This is a genomic window from Clostridium sp. 1001271st1 H5 (assembly GCF_005845215.1).
In the GTDB taxonomy this organism is placed as follows: Bacteria; Bacillota; Clostridia; order Lachnospirales; family Lachnospiraceae; genus Enterocloster.
The window spans coordinates 70,310-87,948 of sequence record NZ_SPHO01000012.1 but is presented as its reverse complement, the minus strand read 5'-3'; the positions used below and the strand labels follow the sequence as shown (position 1 = coordinate 87,948).

Sequence of the window (17,639 nt, the reverse complement as noted above, 5' to 3'; positions counted from 1 at the left end):
CATACTCCTTCTCATCCCAGCTGCCTTAAGGCAGGTCTGTCTATCCATATCCAGCCAGGCTCTAATCCTTTATCCTGGGAATAATCATATTCTCATCCATCTCTTCATCCGGCAGGAAGGGCGACAAATCCTCTAACGGCGGCGACACCATGGTGCCGTCAGGCAGTCTCTTCGCGGAAGACTTAGGTTCAAAGTTCTGGTCCGTGGACACAAACACCTCACAGATAACCGGTCCCTCTGCTGCCAGTGTCTTCTCCACAGCCTCTCCAAGCTGGCTGTTATGTCTGGCCGACACATAGGGGTAGCCGTAGGCCGCTGCCAGCTTATCCAGGGCCGGGAAGCTCAAATCCCCGCTGTCCACGCCGATTCCAATCAGGGGCTCGCCAAAGAAATTCTTCTGGGTCTGGCGGATGGAATGGTATCCTCCATTATTAATCACAAATATCTTGATTCCCATTCTGTGGTGGATAATGGTCTGCAGCTCCTGAAGATTCATCTGCATGCTTCCGTCACCGGTCACAAGTATCAGGTCGTCCCCGCTCCTGTCCCCGCCCTGGCTGTAGCAGCCCTTATCCCTGGAGGCAATCCAGGCGCCGATGGCTGCAGGCAAATCATACCCCATGGAGGCGATGGCGGAGTTGGTGATGAAACGCTGGCCCTTCTTAATGATGTAGGCATGTCCACCCACCACACAGGCGGAGCCGTTTCCCACCACAGTCACCTGCCCTTCCCTCAGGCGGCTGCTGACAGCATGGATGAACGCATACACATTGGCCGGTTCCTGGTCTGTATGGTCAAAATGCCCGGGCAGAATAACAGGATATTTCTCCTTCCACATGGCGCAGGTCCGGCTCCATGTCATATCCCTCAGACCTTTTCCTCCATCAAATACCTGTCTGCGCCCGGGACAGCTGATACTCTCCGGAAGATTTCCTTCTTCCTCCGATAAAATACAATCCAGAACCAGGTCCAGCTGCGCCAGCAAATCCTTTGCATCGGCATGGACCCTCATATCGCTGTGGACCGACGGCTTCTTAAGCTCTTCCTCATCTATATCATTGACAATGACATAAGCCTCCCTGGCCCATGTCTCAAAGTTATATCCCACCTGCCGGATGCTCAGACGGCTTCCGATGGAAAGTACCAGGTCACTGTTCTGAACAGCAAAATTCCCCGGCCTGTCCCCCATGTTGCCTGCACGGCCAACGTACAGGGGGTGGGTATCATACATGATATCCTCGCTGTCCCAGCCTGTAACCACAGGAATTCCCAGCTTTTCAGCCACATCCATGAACAAATCATGGGCCCCCGCTATGCGGATGCCGTTTCCCGCATTGATGACAGGGCGCTTTGCCGCCCTTATCTTATCAATAATGGTCCGGGCAGTGGAAAGCTCTGCCTTTCCGGGCAGCACCTGGCGGTGTTCTCCCTTTCCGGCCTCATCCTCTTCAATTTTATGCCCACCGTGGTTTCCGGCCCAGCCGTCCCCTCCGGCCTCGTAATCAGCTGCGTCAAAGCCAGCCAGCTCCTCTGTCTCAACAAATGCCCCCTGGACATTCAGGGGTATATCCAGCCAGCATGGGCCCGGGCGGCCGGACCTGGCCAGATATAAGGCTTTCTCCAGACAGTAGCGGACCCGCATGGGGTCAATGACCATCTCTGAATACTTTGTCATGCAGTCAATGGCTTTACAGATATCAAATTCCTGGTCCCCCATGGCGCGGATGCCTACCCCGGACCACCTGGCCGTGGTATCGTAGCGCACCTGCCCGGACAGCACCAGCATGGGAATGGAATCCAGCCATCCCCCCACCACGCCGGTAATGGCATTGGTTCCCCCCGGACCAGTGGTTACGCACAGGGCCGCAATCCTGTTATGAATCCTGGCATAGGCCTCAGCAGCCATGGCACAAGCCTGTTCGTGATGATTATAGATACAGTGAAGCCCTTCCTGGTGCCCCAGTCCGTCATCCAGATGCATGGCTCCTCCCCCTGTCACCATAAATGCCTGGCTGATTCCCTCCTCCACCAGCTTGGCTGCTATATAATTGGAAATCTTCATTTTCATAAATTAAGGTCCCCCTTCCGGTCTATCAACTATGGAGAGTATAGCATAAAACGCCTTAAAATAATACTATATTTTCTCTTACAATAACATGGCCCTCATGCCTTTACAGAATCTCCAAAGCCTGTCCAGACAAAATGCAAGAATGCCCGAAAAACCTCAGAATCAGTTTTCGGACATTCTTAAAATCGCTCCAACATCAGGCATCTTCCATCATTTTCCCAGGAATCCTTCTATCAATGCCAGCCGGTCCGGCTGGTCAAACATCTCATGCTGGGCAAAAATCCCCAGCTTACGGCGTACGCCAACAGGAATAACCGGCTCATGAACCTGATTAAGCAGTTCCTTCATCAGTTCGACTGCCCTCGGATGATTTGCTGCAATCACTTTACCCAGGGCAATACACTCGTCAAGCAGCGCTTCCTCAGGGACCACTTTGTGAATCACTCCGCAGGGAACCAGGTCTTCCACCGGCACGGCTGCGCCGGTGTATGCCATATACCGCCCTATTTTATCCGGAACCAGAAGGTCCAGGAAATCCGCCCCTCCAATGGAACCCACAAGAATTTCAGGAAATTTGAGCACTGCCCCTTCCTCTGCAATGATAAGGTCACATGCATATGCCAGGCCTACCCCCAATCCCACGGAAAAACGGTTCAAAGCCATGATAACAGGCACACGGCAATTCTTGATGGAATCCATGATACGGCAGTCACCCTCCAGATAATGGGCAATATTTTCATGTGAAAAATCGCCGAACCCTTTTACATCACTGCCGGCAGTAAATCCCTTGGCCATGGAATGAAGTATCAGCACATGGATGTCATGATTGGCATTGACCTGGTCAATCATGTCACCAAATGCAAACTTTGCATCACGGTCCATTGCATTTACTTTTCCCCGCTGAAAATGAAGTACGCCCACATGGTCCTGTATTTCCAAATTAAATTCAATATTCATTTTCTCCTCCTATAAACCAACCAATAAACAGAGCTTTTCATTATATCCCGAGATAAGCTTCACGCACCGAGGGATTATCAAAAAGTTCCTTTGCCGCCCCCGACAGTACAATGTGGCCATTTTCAAGAACGTATCCCCTGCTGGCAATGGAAAGAGCCTGTGACAGGTTTTGTTCCACCAGCAATATCCCGATTTTTTCCTCCGCTACCTTGGAAATCAAATCAAACACTTCCTCCGTAATAATGGGCGCCAAACCAAGGGACGGTTCGTCCATGATGATGAGCCTGGGCTCCATCATCATGGCCCTGGCAATAGCCAGCATCTGCTGTTCGCCGCCGCTCAGGGAACCTGCAATCTGATTTTGCCTTTGTTTTAGTTTTGGCATCAGCTGGTAAGCATACTCAATATTTTTAGGGATGTTCTTTCGCTTGCTGCGGCAATAGGCCCCCATTGTAAGATTTTCTTTTACCGTCATCCTCCGCAGCGTCCCGCGTCCCTGAGGAATATGGGCAATCCCCAAATCCGCCAGATTATGGGTTTTCTTTGCAAGGAGGTCAATACCATCAAATATAATGGAACCGGACGTGACCGGTGATAACCCGCAGATAATGCGCAAAAGCGTTGTCTTTCCCGCGCCATTGGAGCCCACAAGCGAGACCACCTCACCACTGTCAACTTCCATACTTACATCGAAGAGCACTTTCAAATCACCATATCCTGCAGAAATATTCTTAACCTCAAGTAACGACATTGAACTTCCCCCCTCCAATATAAGCTTCGATGACCTCCGGACGCTTAAGAACCTCTGACGGCTCTCCCTCGCAGAGCAGTGAACCGTCATTCAACACAACAACACGGTTGCACAGTTTAACCACTGCCCGCATGATATGCTCGATGAAAAGAATGGTAACCCCATCATCATTAATCTGACGCACAAGTTCAAGACTCTCATCCATCTCAGCGGAATTCAATCCGGCCAAAGCCTCATCCAGCATAATAAAATCCGCCCCTGTAACCAAAATACGAGCCAGGTCCAGCCATTTACGGCGTTCAATAGGTAGTTTAGAACTCAGCATATCCTGAACTGAAGCCAGTCTGGTGCGTTCCAGTACATCATTGGTTTTAGCCACAGCCTCACGGAATCCGTCCTTAAGAAGGGCAATGGACAGAACGTTGTCAAACACAGTAAGGTTTCCAAAGGGTTTGGGCGTCTGGAAAGTACGTCCCATACCCAGCCTGGACCTGTGGACAATATCCATATTCGTGGGAATCTTCTCGCCTTTAAAGTATATTTCCCCGCCGTCAACCCTATAGACCCCGGAAATAAGATTGACTGTGGTGGATTTTCCCGACCCATTGGGTCCAATGAGGCCTACCAGCTCCCCTCTTCCTATATCAAAGCTCACATGATTCACAGCATGCACACCACCGAATGATATAGAGACATCTTTTAAGCTAAGAATCGTATCCATAGTTATTTGCTCCTTTCTGTGTCAGAAGAGGATTTTCTTATATGCATTATTGAGGCAGCATTGGACCATGTTTCTTTATCAAACAGCGAAATCAGCCCCTGCGGTCTGAGAATGACCACAATGATTAAGATTAAACCATAAAACAACTGAGTACCGCCAACACCCCCCATATTGCCCATATATGCACTTGCAAATTCAATGGCTGGAATGACGATGAAGGCTCCCAGGATTGGTCCCCATACTCTGCCCACGCCGCCTATGATGACAACTGCACCAATTCTGATTGAAAGGTCCAGTCCGCACATGGTCTGAGGCTCTATGTATCCCATGTAGCATCCGTATACCATGCCTGCAACTGAAATAATCGCTGCACTCAGCTGAAACGCATGAAGTTTTACCGCAGGCGTATCCATTCCAAGGGACTGGGCAGCGTCCTCATCCCCTTTGATTGCCCTGAGATAATACCCCATCCTGGAATTCTCCACATATTTTGTGACAAGAAGCACGATTACCAATAATAAAAGGGCAATATAATAAAACGGCTTGTCGGAACTGAATACCAGGTTCCAGGGCTGTTCCCCGTTGTAGCGGACATACAGACCTGCAGAACCCCCGGTAATAGTGTTAAGGTTAAGCAATAAAACACGGAGGATTTCAGCAAATGCTATGGTAGTAATTGCAAAAAACGGTCCTCTGTAACGCAGCGTCACTTTGCCCAGAAGAGTTGCAAACCCATAAGACAAAAGTACGCCGATGGGCATGGACAAAAGGGGGGATATTCCAAAAAAGTTATAGAAAATAAGCGCAGTGTATGCGCCTATTGCCGCAAAGGCAGAATGGCACCAGGAAATCTGTCCCCCGAATCCTCCCAAAACATTCCATGACATACCAAAAGAACCATATAAAAAGCAGGTCAATATAATTGATACAATATAGTTATCTTTTATAATAGAAGGTATCAGGAAAGCCGCTGCCAAAAGAACAAGGGAGGCAATTGTCTCCGTGCGGGAAAAACTGATTTTTTTTCTCATGCCACACGTTCCCCCTTTCCAAACAAACCGGCTGGCCGGATATAAAGCACCAGAAGCAGCAGGACAAATATTCCCAGCGAGCCCATATTCGTGTCAATATAGCTGGCAACAAGGGCTTCAATAACCCCAAGCAGAATACCGCTTAAAAAAGCGCCCCTGATATCACCCAATCCCCCTAAAACCACTGCCATCAGGCCTGTGGTCCTGAACGTGGCTCCCGTACTGGACTGAATTGCATAGATAGGCGTCAGAAGCAGACCTGCAATGGATGTAAGCACGATGCCCAGAACCCATGCAATGGCAAACATATTACGTGTGTTTACTCCCAACATTTCAGACACCTCCACATTTTCTGAAGTGGCACGGATGGCCTGGCCAAACATGGTTCTGTTAAGGAGCAAATGAAAAACCAGAACAAGGGCCATGGAAGCCACAAAAGCAATCAAACGCGGAAGGCTTATGATAAACGGACCAACCATAAGGGACTTGAGCTGAATCTCCGTGGGAATGGTCAGGGGATTTGCTCCGAAAATAAGGATAACCAGGTTCTGAAAGAAAAAGGACAGGCCTACCGTTACTATGATAGCCGTGGTTTTATCGCGGTTAAGTATTGGACTGATTGTCAGTTTGAATGATGCCCATGCAATGACTGCAGAGACAACCACTGTAAAAGGAATCAGCATGTATGCATCCCATCCGGTCAGGGCATAGCCCAAGTAAGTAATGTACATCCCAACCATCAGATAAGCACCACTTGCGAAGTTAATCATACGCATAACGCCGTATATTACAGTAATACCAACGGCAATCAGGGCATACACGCCACCGGCAAATATTCCATTAATTATATTTTGAGTGAAATACCACATAGATTAATTACTCCCATCTGTTGACTGAACTGTAATGCTACAGTGTTTGTGTGAAGGGTGTTATAGTATAAGACGGCCGACGGCCAAGAATCATGATTTATACAAGAAGGCTGTATCAACTGATAGAGGCGGGATGCCTGTACCTGCCATCCGGATTGCTTTCAGATGGCAGGCCGCATATATCCCCGGCGGACAGGGTACAGGCATTCGGCTGTCTGTGCAGATTAAAGCTTAACTCAAAGCATGAAATTCATTTACTCTGAACGGTAATCAATAAATTCCCCGGAGCCAAACTCAGGCGGATACACCAGCCTTGGAGTAAGGGTACCGTCCATATCCTGCCACTGTACCACAACATTGACGGCTGATGTATTCAATCCATTCTCGTCAAATTTAATGTGGCCGTCTCCTCCCACAGGATATGCCTGGATATTGCACTCGCGTATGGCGTCACGCAGTACCGTCCTGTCCGTGGAACCGCACCGTTCAAGGGCATCCACGATAACCATACATGAATCGATGGCTCCCAGGGCATTTTCAGGCGCCCAAGGCTCACCGGAAGCTTCGCAGAAACGTTTTAAATGCTCCATCAGTTCGGGATTATCATAGTTTTGTTTCTGCTCCCAGTTAAACTCGGCCGTTGAGCACATTCCAATGACAGAGTCGCCCAACGCATCTATCATCTGGGATGTAATCATGCCCTGTCCTCCTCCCACTACAACAGGGTGGAAATTCATGGATTTCATGGTACTGAATATAAGCTTTGCATCCTGATATTGGCTAGTGGCAAACACTGCCTCTGCCCCGCTCTGTATGATTTTGGTAACCAGGGCAGATGCATCCGTAATGTCTGGAGGATACGCCTCATCAACCACAAGTTCAAGGCCTGAACCTTCAATGGTTGCGCGCACACCCTTGGCATTATTGGTACCAAACTCTGTATCCGCATAGATAAGGGCAACTTTGTCAGTATTATAGCCGTACTCATCCTTAAGCCAGTTCAAATAATCAATCTGCAGCGGTCCTATGGTAGATGATTTTGCCGCCAGTGAGAATATCCACTGGTAACCCGACTCGGTAATGACATTGGAATAGTTCATGGTTATACAGGGAACCTGGTATTTTTCAAAAAGAGGGCATAAAGCAACTGTATAATTACTTCCGTCATTGCTCATGACGGCACAGATTTCCTTGTCCTCAAGAAGGCGCTGGGTTGCAGTCTTAATCTGGGTATTGTCACTCTGTCCGTCAGCCACAACAATCTCAATCTTTGCTCCGCCCATGGATTTTATACCGCCATTGTCATTAATCCAGTCTATGTAAGATTGAGCCGCCACTTTATGCCAGTTACCGGATTGCGCACCCGCACCGGTCAGGTTCGTTATCTGGCCGATTTTAATAGTTGGGACATCCGTGCCGGCGGAACCGCTGGCTCCTTCTGTCTTCTCAGGTGCCGCCTCCGAACTGCCGGCCGCCCCCGAGGTTTTGGTATTATTTCCGGACTGCGCTCCGCAGCCTGTACCTGTCAACGCAATGATTGATGCCATCAGTATTGCTAACATTCTCTTTGGTTTCATAATCTACCTCCGTTTACTCCCTCTGCATCTTCCGCATGCAGACAAACAGTAAGTTACATAAGCTCAGGCGGAATCTCACGGGCCAGTCTTGTAACCGCCTCACCGGTCAGTACCAGCGTCCCCTTTTGATTGAAACATTCGGTCTTCATCCTCACCCGACCCTTTTCCAGTTTCTCCACACAGGTCACCACGGCCCGTATGGTATCCCCTATATATACAGGTGAACAGAATTCCGTATATTGGGAAATATAGATGGAAGTCGGAAAGGCTCTTGTCAGAGCAGTGGAAATCAAACCGGACGTAAGTGCTCCGTGAACAATCCGCTGCCCAAATTTACTTTTTTTAGCAAACTCATCATCTGTATGCATTGGATTATTGTCACCAGAAACCGCGGAAAAAAGAAGAACATCTGCATCCGTGATTGTTTTTTCAAATGCATTACTATCACCAACGCAAAGCTTTTCGTACGTATATACCATAATTTACCTCATTCTCCGGCCAATGCGGATTCCTGCGTATACCGGGCAGTCGTACCGCGAACCACCAGGGTGGGTTCTATCATAGTACGCAGAATCTCTGTATTGCCGGGGTTCTCAATTTGCTGCAACAGTGTTTTCACGGCACAGGCACACATTTTCTTAAGATGCTGGTCAACGGTTGTAAGTTCCATTCCATACAAATCCGCATACGTAATATTATCAAAACTGATGACCGATAGCTGTTCCGGTATTTTTATTCCATGTTTTTTAGAGTAATCAATAAATCCCATAGCCATCAGGTCATTGCATATGACAATCCCGGTTGGATTTGTTTCTAAATTGCGGATATACTGTCCTGCAATTTTGACTCCGGTTTCAAACTTCAAATCTCCGTTATAAACCTGTTCCTCTTCAAATCTGATATCATAATTTTCCAGAGCCTGCTTATAACCCATAAAGCGCTGATAACCGGCTGACGACTCCATGTTTCCTGTTATGAAAGCCAGCCTCCTGTGGCCAAGTTCAATCAAATGCTTTGCAGCCATATAACCTGCCTGGAAATTATCTACCGACACAAAACTTCCGTTGAAATCCTTCAGTGTCCTGTTCACCAATACAAGAGGCATTTTGGCAGCCCGTATGTTGCTAATTGCCTGGAGCATGGAATCCCCCTTGGCTGTAATCAGCATCAGTCCTGCATATCTGGATTGTATGGCCTGGTTGATAAACTCAACTTCCTTTTCCGCTTCATAATCACTGTTAAAAGCCATTACCATATAGCCGTGCTGCCTCAGTCCCTGCTGGATATAGTACAGCAGGTCAGCATAAAAAGGATTTCGTACATCCCCAAAAACCAGGCCCACTATATTGGTCCGCCCTTTTATCATACTCTGTGCAATGGCATTGGGCCTGTAATTGACTTCCTCAATATAATCACAAATACGTTTTCTCAGTTCAGGTCCTACCCCTGCCCGATTATTTATGACCTTTGAAACTGTAGAAACAGAAACTCCTAATTCATTTGCTATATCTGTAATTGTTTTTTCCATGCCGCCCTCCACGATTTATTGAAAAGGTTTTTGTGTTTTCAAACCGTATTGTATCATGTTTCACGAAAAATGTGGAGGGAACAGCTGGAATAATCTGCGAAATCAGTCTAGTTCTCTGCGCAGGGCATTAAGATTGTAAAAAGCTCCCATTCCAGCCTGTACATCGTTTTGTATACCATAAGGAGAAGCCGGATAACGCATACCATTTCTGCTGAGATTCCTGATTCCGTCAAGCATCTTACAAATATACCGCGGCGGAAAGGCCATCAGCATCTCGTCTTCCAGGACTCCCCCAAATCTCCTTTCTCCATAACAGGGTATGGTAAAACAGGGTTTGTCAGTTACCAGCGCCCTGACCCATGAATCAGAGCAGGAACTCTCACCTACAAAACTGCTGTCAAAGCTTTCATACCCCTCATACTGCAGACCGCAGCACATGAACACAACCTGCTGCGGCGTGGCATATACCAGACATACATCCGGCTCCTTTATGCGGCCTGACACCATAGGGGATGAAGCAACCGCTTCATAATGCTTTTGAGGCAGGTAAGCAGAACGCTGATGCCGCAGAGCATCCTCTTCTGTCTTAAACCACTTCCCGGCCAGGTGGGGGGAATCCTTAAAATGGTGTCCGCTTATCAGTCCCAAAATGCCGGAGCACTGAAGGGTAGGCATATGTTCATTGGTAAACCCCACCGTATAATTCAGCCGTGTTGTCTGGGCAACCATCTGACAGGCAGTAAACATTGCCCCCGGCGTGGGAATCCGGATTTTAGGCACCGCCTCCATATCCTCCTTTTTTTCAAAGAATTTAAGGGCAGTAGGGGTGGAACGCAGCCGCAGCAGTTCAATAAGTTCCCGCGTATACTCGGGAAGCCTGGCTGAATCGTAATTACTAGTTACATCATCCATGGCAGCACCTCTTTCATTATGTAGTAAAAGAAAATAGTTTTAAAAAACGGTTCCGCTTTTGTAGCAACGTTTTCTTTAAATCCCCCCTGGTATTTATATGAAATTAGGAAAAACGTTTGCCATAGATATAATATAATCTCAGAAAAGGCATCTGTCAAGAGGAAACATGTGCGAAAAGTTTAATTTACATGCACATATTCCATTTTATTGAATAAATTGCACAATACTTTCCTCTAGAAAAAGAGATAATATGAAATTTATCCCTAAATAGCCGCTTCAAACCGCATACTTATCGTCTATTTTTTCACAATCCCACCCTATTCTCCCCTGTTATATAAAGCTGCCCATATAAATCCTCCTGCGATATCCAACCAATACATAATACAGGCCAATTCTTCTGCAAAAGTATCAAAACCCCTTATTATACAAGCATTTTCTCAGTTTTTCCCCTTCATTTCCAGCTCCTGACGCGATAAATTCAAGTTGTCTATTGACAAAAACGTATTCTTAATATATTATCTGAATTAAAAGAAAATAAGAAAAACATTTTCGCAATATTGCTGTTTTATATTTCAGAGCTGCGTATTTAAACTCATGTGTACGAAAGGAACAAGATATGATAAAAGGTAATGATTGCTGGAGTGCTGATAAAATTTCCGGCATGCGTACAGTCAGTATTTCCGGCAGGGAACTTTCTGTTTTCTGCGGAGTACCCGTGTCCCCTTATTCAATGCTGACAGAAACAGCGAAAAGCCATGGAAAGAAAGCAGCTATTATAGACAATTGGAACCGGAGCTATACTTACTGTGAATTATTAACGAAGGTCAACCAATTCTCTTCTCATTTACAATCAATGGGAGTCAATAAGGGTACGCATGTAGGCCTGCTTCTGTATAATTGTGCAGAATTTGCGGTGGCTTTTCTGGCCTTAAGCCGTCTCCGGGCGGTAACGGTTCCCCTGCCTGGCAAATATCAGAAGCCCGAAGTGCTTTCCCTGATAGAGAGAGGGGATGTCACAGCCCTGATTTGTGATGAGCACTTTGGGCCATGGTTCAATGAATGTCCGTCTTTAGACATTATCCTCTGTAAAAATTGTGCACAGAATTACGGTTTTTCCCATCTTCCAATTCCTGCAGGACAAGGAATCCGTGAATACAGCCAACCATCAGAATTGGATACGGCCATGATTCTATTTACATCCGGCACCACTTCCCAAAGCAAAGGAGTCCTGCTGAAAAATTATAATATTACGCACAGCATTGAAGCATACCGCCGGGTGTTTCAAATAACAGACCAGGATAAAGCTTTACTGGCTACGCCCATGTATCATGTAACCGGCATCATTGCACTTTTAGGTTTATTCATTTATACGGGCGGTACTCTCTGGTTATTAAATAAAGTGGAGCCCCGCCGAATGCTTCAATGTGCAGTCCACAATGACCTCACCTTCATCCACGCCTCGCCCACTGTTTTTCATCTTCTCCTGGAACACCGGGATGAATTTAGCAGCATTCCAAGTTTAAGAAAATTTGCATGCGGAAGCAGCAACATGCCCGTCGGCAGCATAAACAAGATTAAGGCATGGCTTCCTCAAGTTGATTTCCATACGATTTACGGCATGACCGAGGTTTCCTCACCAGCAACCATTTTTCCAACAGGGGCTGCCCAAAGCCCGTACAATACATCTTCAGGAGTCCCCATACCTGGTCTGAACATTAAAATTATAGACGAGCTGGGACACGAAGTGGAAAACGGACAGCTGGGTGAAATCACCATGTACGGAACAAATGTCCTGGAGACTTACTATAACTTAAAATGCCCCAGCCTGTCCGAAGACGGATGGCTCCGCTCCGGCGACATCGGATACCTTAATGACGATGGTTATCTGTGGGTCATGGACCGGAAGAAGGACATGATAAACCGGGGAGGAGAAAAGATTTGCACGGTTGATGTTGAGAATGCCCTCTGCAGTATTCCTGAAATAAACGAAGCCATTGTAGCCGGTATTCCTGATGAAAAATACAGCGAAGTGCCGGTGGCTGCTGTCAAATTTGAAAAAGGATGCTCTATCTCGAAGGAAGAAATCCGTATCCGGCTCGGGACCCAGCTTGCAAAATATATGATTCCTACCCAGTACATTTTTCTTGAAGACATACCAAGAACAGTAAACGGAAAACCCGATAAAAAAGCTGTCAAACAATTATTCATGGACAATGAGCAGCCATAATTTAAGAAGCCAAGGAGGCAAGGAGGAAAAGCCATTGAAAAAACCATTATTTCTGGACGGAGATGAAGCGGCTGCCTTGATTGATGACAATAAGACTGTTGCCACCATCGGTATGACGCTGGTATCTGCATCTGAAACCATTTTAAAGGCACTGGACAAGCGTTACCTGGAAACAGGACACCCCTGCGGCCTGACGCTGGTACATTCCTGCGGCCAGAGCGACCGCGACAGAGGCATCCAGCACTTTGCTCATGAAGGAATGCTCAGCCGGATTATCGGAGGACATTGGGGACTGCAGCCAAGGATGATGGAGCTGATTGCCAATAACAAGCTGCTGGCTTACAACCTTCCCCAGGGACAGTTTGCCCAGTTATACAGGTCCATGGCCGGCGGGGAACCCGGGAAAATCACCAAAGTCGGCCTGGGTACATATATGGACCCGCGTCTGGGCGGAGGGAAAATGAATGAAATCACCCAAAACGCACCCGACCTTATGGACGTGCTTACCATTGACGGAGAAGAATATATACGCTACAAGCCCATTCCCATTGACTACTGCATTATACGCGGAACAGCCATCGATGAACTGGGCAATCTTACTACGGATGAGGAAGCTATGATGCTGGAGGTCTTTCCGGCTGTCATGGCCTGCAAAAAATACGGCGGAACGGTAATAGCCCAGGCAAAGTATAAAGTAAAAGCAGGTTCCCTGCACTGTAAGCATGTTACCATTCCCGGTGTGTTCATTGACGCTGCCGTGATATGCCCCAACCCCGAGGAGGACCATCGCCAAACCCATAGTTTCGCCATGAATCCCGCTTACTGCGGCGATATCCGGACACCGGAAGAAGCAGGGGAAGCACTACCGCTTTCCGTCCGCAAGGCAATCGGCCGCCGCGCTCTGATGGAGCTTCAGGAAAACGACATACTAAACGTAGGGACAGGTATACCCAATGATGTGGTAGGTCCCATCATGTCAGAAGAAGGAATCAACGACTTATGTCTGATTACAGTGGAATCCGGCATATATGGCGGTGTTCCCATGGGAGGTATCGACTTTGGCATCGCCAAAAACAACTTTGCATTAGTGCGCCATGACGACCAATTTGATTACTACAATGGCGCCGGTGTGGATGTCACTTATATGGGGGCCGGCGAGCTGGACGAGGACTGTAATGTGAATGCAACCAGACTGGGTCCTAATCCCACGGGCGCCGGCGGCTTTATCGACATCACCACCAATGCGAAACATGTGGTCTTCTGCTCTACCTTTACCGGGAAAGGCCTCAGATGTTCCTTCAGGAATGGCAACCTGTATATTGACCAGGAAGGCAGTATAATCAAGATGGTCAAAAAGGTGCAGCAGATTTCATACAACGGCAGACTGGCAAGAGAAAAACATCAAAAGATGCATTACATAACAGAACGCGCAGTGTTTGAACTGCGGCCCGAAGGCCTGACTCTGACTGAAGTGGCGCCTGGCATTGATTTAAAGACCCAGGTACTTGATTTGATGGAATTCGAGCCAATCATTGACCCGGAACTCAAAATCATGAATCCAAAACTGTTCCAGGACGACGGGCCCTTCGGACTAAGAGCTATCATTACCACAAAACATAAATAAAAATTTCAAGGAGGAATGCAAAATGAGGCTGAAAGACAAAGTAGCAATTGTTACAGGAGCAAGCCGGGGACTGGGCCGGGGTATTGCAAAAAAACTGGCCGAGGAAGGCGCATCCGTGGTTTTGGCTGATATGCTGCCCGCGGACCAGGCAGTAAGGGAAATCGAGGAGGCCGGCGGAACTGCCTGCAGTTATCAGGTAAATATCAGCAGCCAGGAAGAGGTCGCCGCCCTTGTGGCCTTTACAGTGGATAAATATGGCAAGCTGGATATCATGGTAAATAATGCAGGTATCAACAGAGACGGCATGCTGCACAAAATGCCCAAAGAAAATTGGGATACTGTCATAGCCGTGGATTTAACAGGTACATTTTACGGTACACAGGAAGCCATCAAATATATGCGCAACCAAAGTTATGGCAGAATCATAAATATTTCCTCCGGCAGCTGGCTGGGTAATATCGGTCAGGCCAATTACGCCGCTGCAAAGGCGGGTGTGGTGGGTCTAACCAAGACAGCTGCCCGCGAAAATGCCCGGAAGGGTATCACCTGCAATGTAATATGTCCCGGCTTCATCGAAACCGATATGACTTTGCAGCTCAAGGAAGTCAACGACGGCGCTGCATGGAACAGCATGATGCAGCGGATACCTATGGGATATGCAGGAAAACCCTCGGACGTTGGTAATATGATTGCCTTCCTTGCCTCCGATGAGGCGTCCTATATCACTTCTGAAGTAATCAATGTGGGCGGCGGAATGATTGTATAGCCAGTTACATATCTGATACCAATGTTTATGAAAAAGAGAGATGGAGGTTTACATGGATACATTAAAAGAAGTTGTAATCGTGAGTGGAGTTCGGCTTCCCGTAGGTAATTTCGGCGGAAGCCTGAAAGATATTTCTGTCATTGATATGGGCGCCATGGTGGTTGCCGAAGCCGTGAAGAGAGCCGGTATTGAACCTTCACAGGTAAATGAGGTGATTGTGGGCGAGGTCGGACAGGTTGCGCAGGATGGGTTTGTTGCGCGGGCCATCAGCCTGAAGGCGGGTATGCCCAAGGAGTGTACCGCTTATTCCGTAAACAGGCAATGCGGTTCCAGCCTGCAGGCAATTGCCGACGCCTGCATGGAGATTCAGACCGGGTTTGCCGATGTGGTGGTTGCTGCCGGTGCAGAAAACATTTCCCAGCTTCCGTATTATGTAAAAGATGCCCGCTGGGGCGCAAGAATGGGGCATAAGACCTTTGAGGATGGCGTCATTGATATACTGACATGGCCTCTTGACGGCAACCACAATGGTGTGACCGCAGAAAATGTTGCAGAAAAATATAATGTCACCCGGGAAGAACAGGATGCCTTTGCACTCCGCTCCCACCAGAGGGCCTGCGCCGCCATAGAAGCAGGTAAATTCAAAGATGAAATCCTTCCGGTAGAATTAAAGGACCGAAAAGGAAACATAACCATATTTGATACAGACGAAGGTCCGCGAAAGGGTCTTACAATTGAAAAACTGGCCAGACTCAAAGCTATCTTCAAACCGGGCGGCACAGTGACGGCAGCCAACTCATCCAGTCTCAATGACGGTGCGGCTGCAGTCGTAATCATGTCCAGAGAGAAGGCAGATGCTCTGGGTCTTAAGCCGCTCCTGAAGATTGAGGGATATACTGTGGCTGGTTTTGATGCAGAATTAATGGGATACGCCCCCAAATTCTCCAGCGAACAGCTGGCAGCTAAATTAGGACTGGACTTAAAGAGTATTGACATGTTTGAGATAAATGAGGCATTTGCCAGCCAGGCCTTCGCCGTATCCCGCGATTTGGGATTGGATGCGGAAAAGGTAAATATCTACGGCGGCGGCATCTCCATCGGTCATCCTCTGGGCGCCACAGGCTGCGTTCTTACGGTCAAAACCATGTATGAACTGATGCATAGCGGTAAAAAGGATGCCATGATAAGCATGTGTATCGGCGGAGGACAGGGAATCTCTATGTATTTCACCAAACTTTAATTTGATTCATACCACAGAAAGGAGCTTAGATGACAAAAGCACTAGAAGGGATACGGATACTTGATTTTACCCGTGCTTATTCAGGCCCCTATTGCACCATGCTGCTGGGAGATTTGGGAGCCGAGGTCATAAAGGTCGAAAGGGCAGGCAGCGGAGATGATACCAGAACCCTGTTTCCGGTCAAGGACGGGGAAAGCGGATATTTCGCCTATCTCAATAGGAGCAAGAAAAGCATTGCCCTGGACCTCAAATCAGAATCCGGCAGGAAAATAGCACTGGATATTGCCGCAAAATCAGATATCCTGATTGAAAATTTTTCTCCCGGAACCATGGGCAGGCTGGGGCTTGGTTATGAAGACATAAAGGCCGTTAATCCGGACATCATTTATGCTTCACTATCCGGCTTTGGCCAATATGGACCTTATAGCAAAAAACCGGCCTATGATGGTGTGATTTCCACCATGGCAGGGCTTGTCAGTCTGTCTGGTTTTCCGGAACAGCCGGTACGGCCGGGACCAGCCATAGCAGACAGCGCCACGGGAGTGCACTGTGCGCTGGCAGTTTTAGCTGCCTTATGCTGCAAACTCAGAGGAGGGCCCGGACAGTATGTGGATGTATCCATGATGGACACCATATTTTCCATGTTGGAGGGCTTCATTCCCATGGCGTCCATGCTGGGCATACTGCCGGAACGCTTTGGCAATGGAAATGCCAGTTCCGCACCATACAATATGTACCGGACAAAGGATGGTTTCGTGGCCATTGCAACGGCAAATGAATCTCTTTTCATGCGCCTGGTCAAGGTAATGCAGCGCGAAGACCTTGTGGATAACCCAAAATTCTGCCGGAATTATCTTCGTAAGCAGAACGTGGACGAGCTGGATGAAATCATCGGCACCTGGGCCGGACAATTTGATTCAGACACCCTGGTTTCCATGCTTGATGAAGCCAAGGTCCCTGCCGGGAAAATGAACACTGTATTCGATTTGCTTAAAGACCCTCAGATTAAGGCGCGCAACATGCTCATTGACCAGGAGATTCCCGGACTTGGCACATTTACATTCCCCGGAAATCCCCTCAAATTATCCCTGACACCGCCGGATACCAGCCAAAGAGCGCCCAGGCTCAATGAACATGCGGAACAGATATTGGCCGAATGCGGATATAACGAAGAAAGCATCAGCCAGTTAAAAGGCAGCGGGGTTATTTAGAACAGGCATATTTCAAGTTTTTTATTAAAACAAAAGAATAAACCAATGGAGAACGGCGTCATGGCCGTTCTCTTTTTTGGGATAATAATCTTCATTCTATTCTGTAATCTTCGCTGCATCTTCTTTAGGGGCCCCCCACCAGCACCTTCCATAACTT

Annotated in this window: 15 protein-coding genes; 5 read left to right on the top strand and 10 right to left on the bottom strand. The window is 47.8% G+C overall.

The features are described 5' to 3' along the window. Nucleotides 1-61: 61 nt before the first annotated feature. From FGS84_RS18335 to FGS84_RS18290, 10 genes are all read right to left on the bottom strand, one after another. A complete protein-coding gene (locus FGS84_RS18335) occupies nt 62-2,068 on the bottom strand; it encodes a thiamine pyrophosphate-binding protein (RefSeq protein WP_138309895.1) in 2,007 nt (668 codons plus the stop codon). A 210-nt stretch (nt 2,069-2,278) separates the two neighbouring features. Next, complete coding sequence (locus FGS84_RS18330; RefSeq protein ID WP_138309894.1) at nt 2,279-3,025, bottom strand: enoyl-CoA hydratase/isomerase family protein; 747 nt, start codon at nt 3,023-3,025, stop codon at nt 2,279-2,281. 40 nt (nt 3,026-3,065) lie between these two features. Then, nucleotides 3,066-3,776, bottom strand: a complete 711-nt coding sequence (locus FGS84_RS18325) for an ABC transporter ATP-binding protein (RefSeq protein ID WP_138309893.1) — start codon at nt 3,774-3,776, stop codon at nt 3,066-3,068. Next, the gene (locus FGS84_RS18320) at nt 3,763-4,497 is read right to left on the bottom strand and encodes an ABC transporter ATP-binding protein (RefSeq protein ID WP_138309892.1); all 735 of its coding nucleotides are present in this window, start codon (nt 4,495-4,497) and stop codon (nt 3,763-3,765) included. Before FGS84_RS18320 ends, FGS84_RS18325 begins: the two co-directional genes overlap by 14 nt. A gap of 2 nt (nt 4,498-4,499) precedes the next feature. Then, nucleotides 4,500-5,528, bottom strand: a complete 1,029-nt coding sequence (locus FGS84_RS18315; protein WP_138309891.1) for a branched-chain amino acid ABC transporter permease — start codon at nt 5,526-5,528, stop codon at nt 4,500-4,502. Continuing rightward, nucleotides 5,525-6,397, bottom strand: a complete 873-nt coding sequence (locus FGS84_RS18310) for a branched-chain amino acid ABC transporter permease (RefSeq protein WP_138309890.1) — start codon at nt 6,395-6,397, stop codon at nt 5,525-5,527. Before FGS84_RS18310 ends, FGS84_RS18315 begins: the two co-directional genes overlap by 4 nt. A 254-nt stretch (nt 6,398-6,651) precedes the next feature. Continuing rightward, nucleotides 6,652-7,974: an ABC transporter substrate-binding protein gene (locus tag FGS84_RS18305; RefSeq protein ID WP_138309889.1), complete on the bottom strand. Its 1,323-nt coding sequence runs from the start codon at nt 7,972-7,974 to the stop codon at nt 6,652-6,654. Nucleotides 7,975-8,027: 53 nt separating this feature from the next. After that, on the bottom strand, nt 8,028-8,453 hold the full coding sequence (locus FGS84_RS18300) for a MaoC family dehydratase (protein ID WP_138309888.1): 426 nt from the start codon (nt 8,451-8,453) through the stop codon (nt 8,028-8,030). Nucleotides 8,454-8,461: 8 nt separating this feature from the next. After that, the gene (locus FGS84_RS18295; protein WP_138309887.1) at nt 8,462-9,502 is read right to left on the bottom strand and encodes a LacI family DNA-binding transcriptional regulator; all 1,041 of its coding nucleotides are present in this window, start codon (nt 9,500-9,502) and stop codon (nt 8,462-8,464) included. Nucleotides 9,503-9,604: 102 nt separating this feature from the next. Next, complete coding sequence (locus FGS84_RS18290; protein ID WP_138309886.1) at nt 9,605-10,414, bottom strand: DUF169 domain-containing protein; 810 nt, start codon at nt 10,412-10,414, stop codon at nt 9,605-9,607. Between the two features lie 616 nt (nt 10,415-11,030). On the opposite strand from FGS84_RS18290, the gene FGS84_RS18285 reads away from it, so the two are divergent. Genes FGS84_RS18285 through FGS84_RS18265 form a run of 5 tightly spaced genes read left to right on the top strand, consistent with a single transcriptional unit; the run spans nt 11,031 to nt 17,482 of the window. After that, nucleotides 11,031-12,641, top strand: a complete 1,611-nt coding sequence (locus tag FGS84_RS18285) for a class I adenylate-forming enzyme family protein (RefSeq protein ID WP_138309885.1) — start codon at nt 11,031-11,033, stop codon at nt 12,639-12,641. A 34-nt stretch (nt 12,642-12,675) separates the two neighbouring features. Continuing rightward, nucleotides 12,676-14,265: a CoA-transferase gene (locus tag FGS84_RS18280; RefSeq protein WP_138309884.1), complete on the top strand. Its 1,590-nt coding sequence runs from the start codon at nt 12,676-12,678 to the stop codon at nt 14,263-14,265. Nucleotides 14,266-14,287: 22 nt separating this feature from the next. Then, entirely contained in the window at nt 14,288-15,031 is a 744-nt protein-coding gene (gene fabG / locus FGS84_RS18275) for a 3-oxoacyl-ACP reductase FabG (RefSeq protein ID WP_138309883.1), read from the top strand. 52 nt (nt 15,032-15,083) lie between these two features. Further along, the gene (locus FGS84_RS18270) at nt 15,084-16,271 is read left to right on the top strand and encodes a thiolase family protein (RefSeq protein ID WP_138309882.1); all 1,188 of its coding nucleotides are present in this window, start codon (nt 15,084-15,086) and stop codon (nt 16,269-16,271) included. Nucleotides 16,272-16,300: 29 nt separating this feature from the next. Next, nucleotides 16,301-17,482, top strand: coding sequence for a CoA transferase (locus FGS84_RS18265; RefSeq protein WP_138309881.1), 1,182 nt, complete (start codon nt 16,301-16,303; stop codon nt 17,480-17,482). Nucleotides 17,483-17,639: the final 157 nt, after the last annotated feature.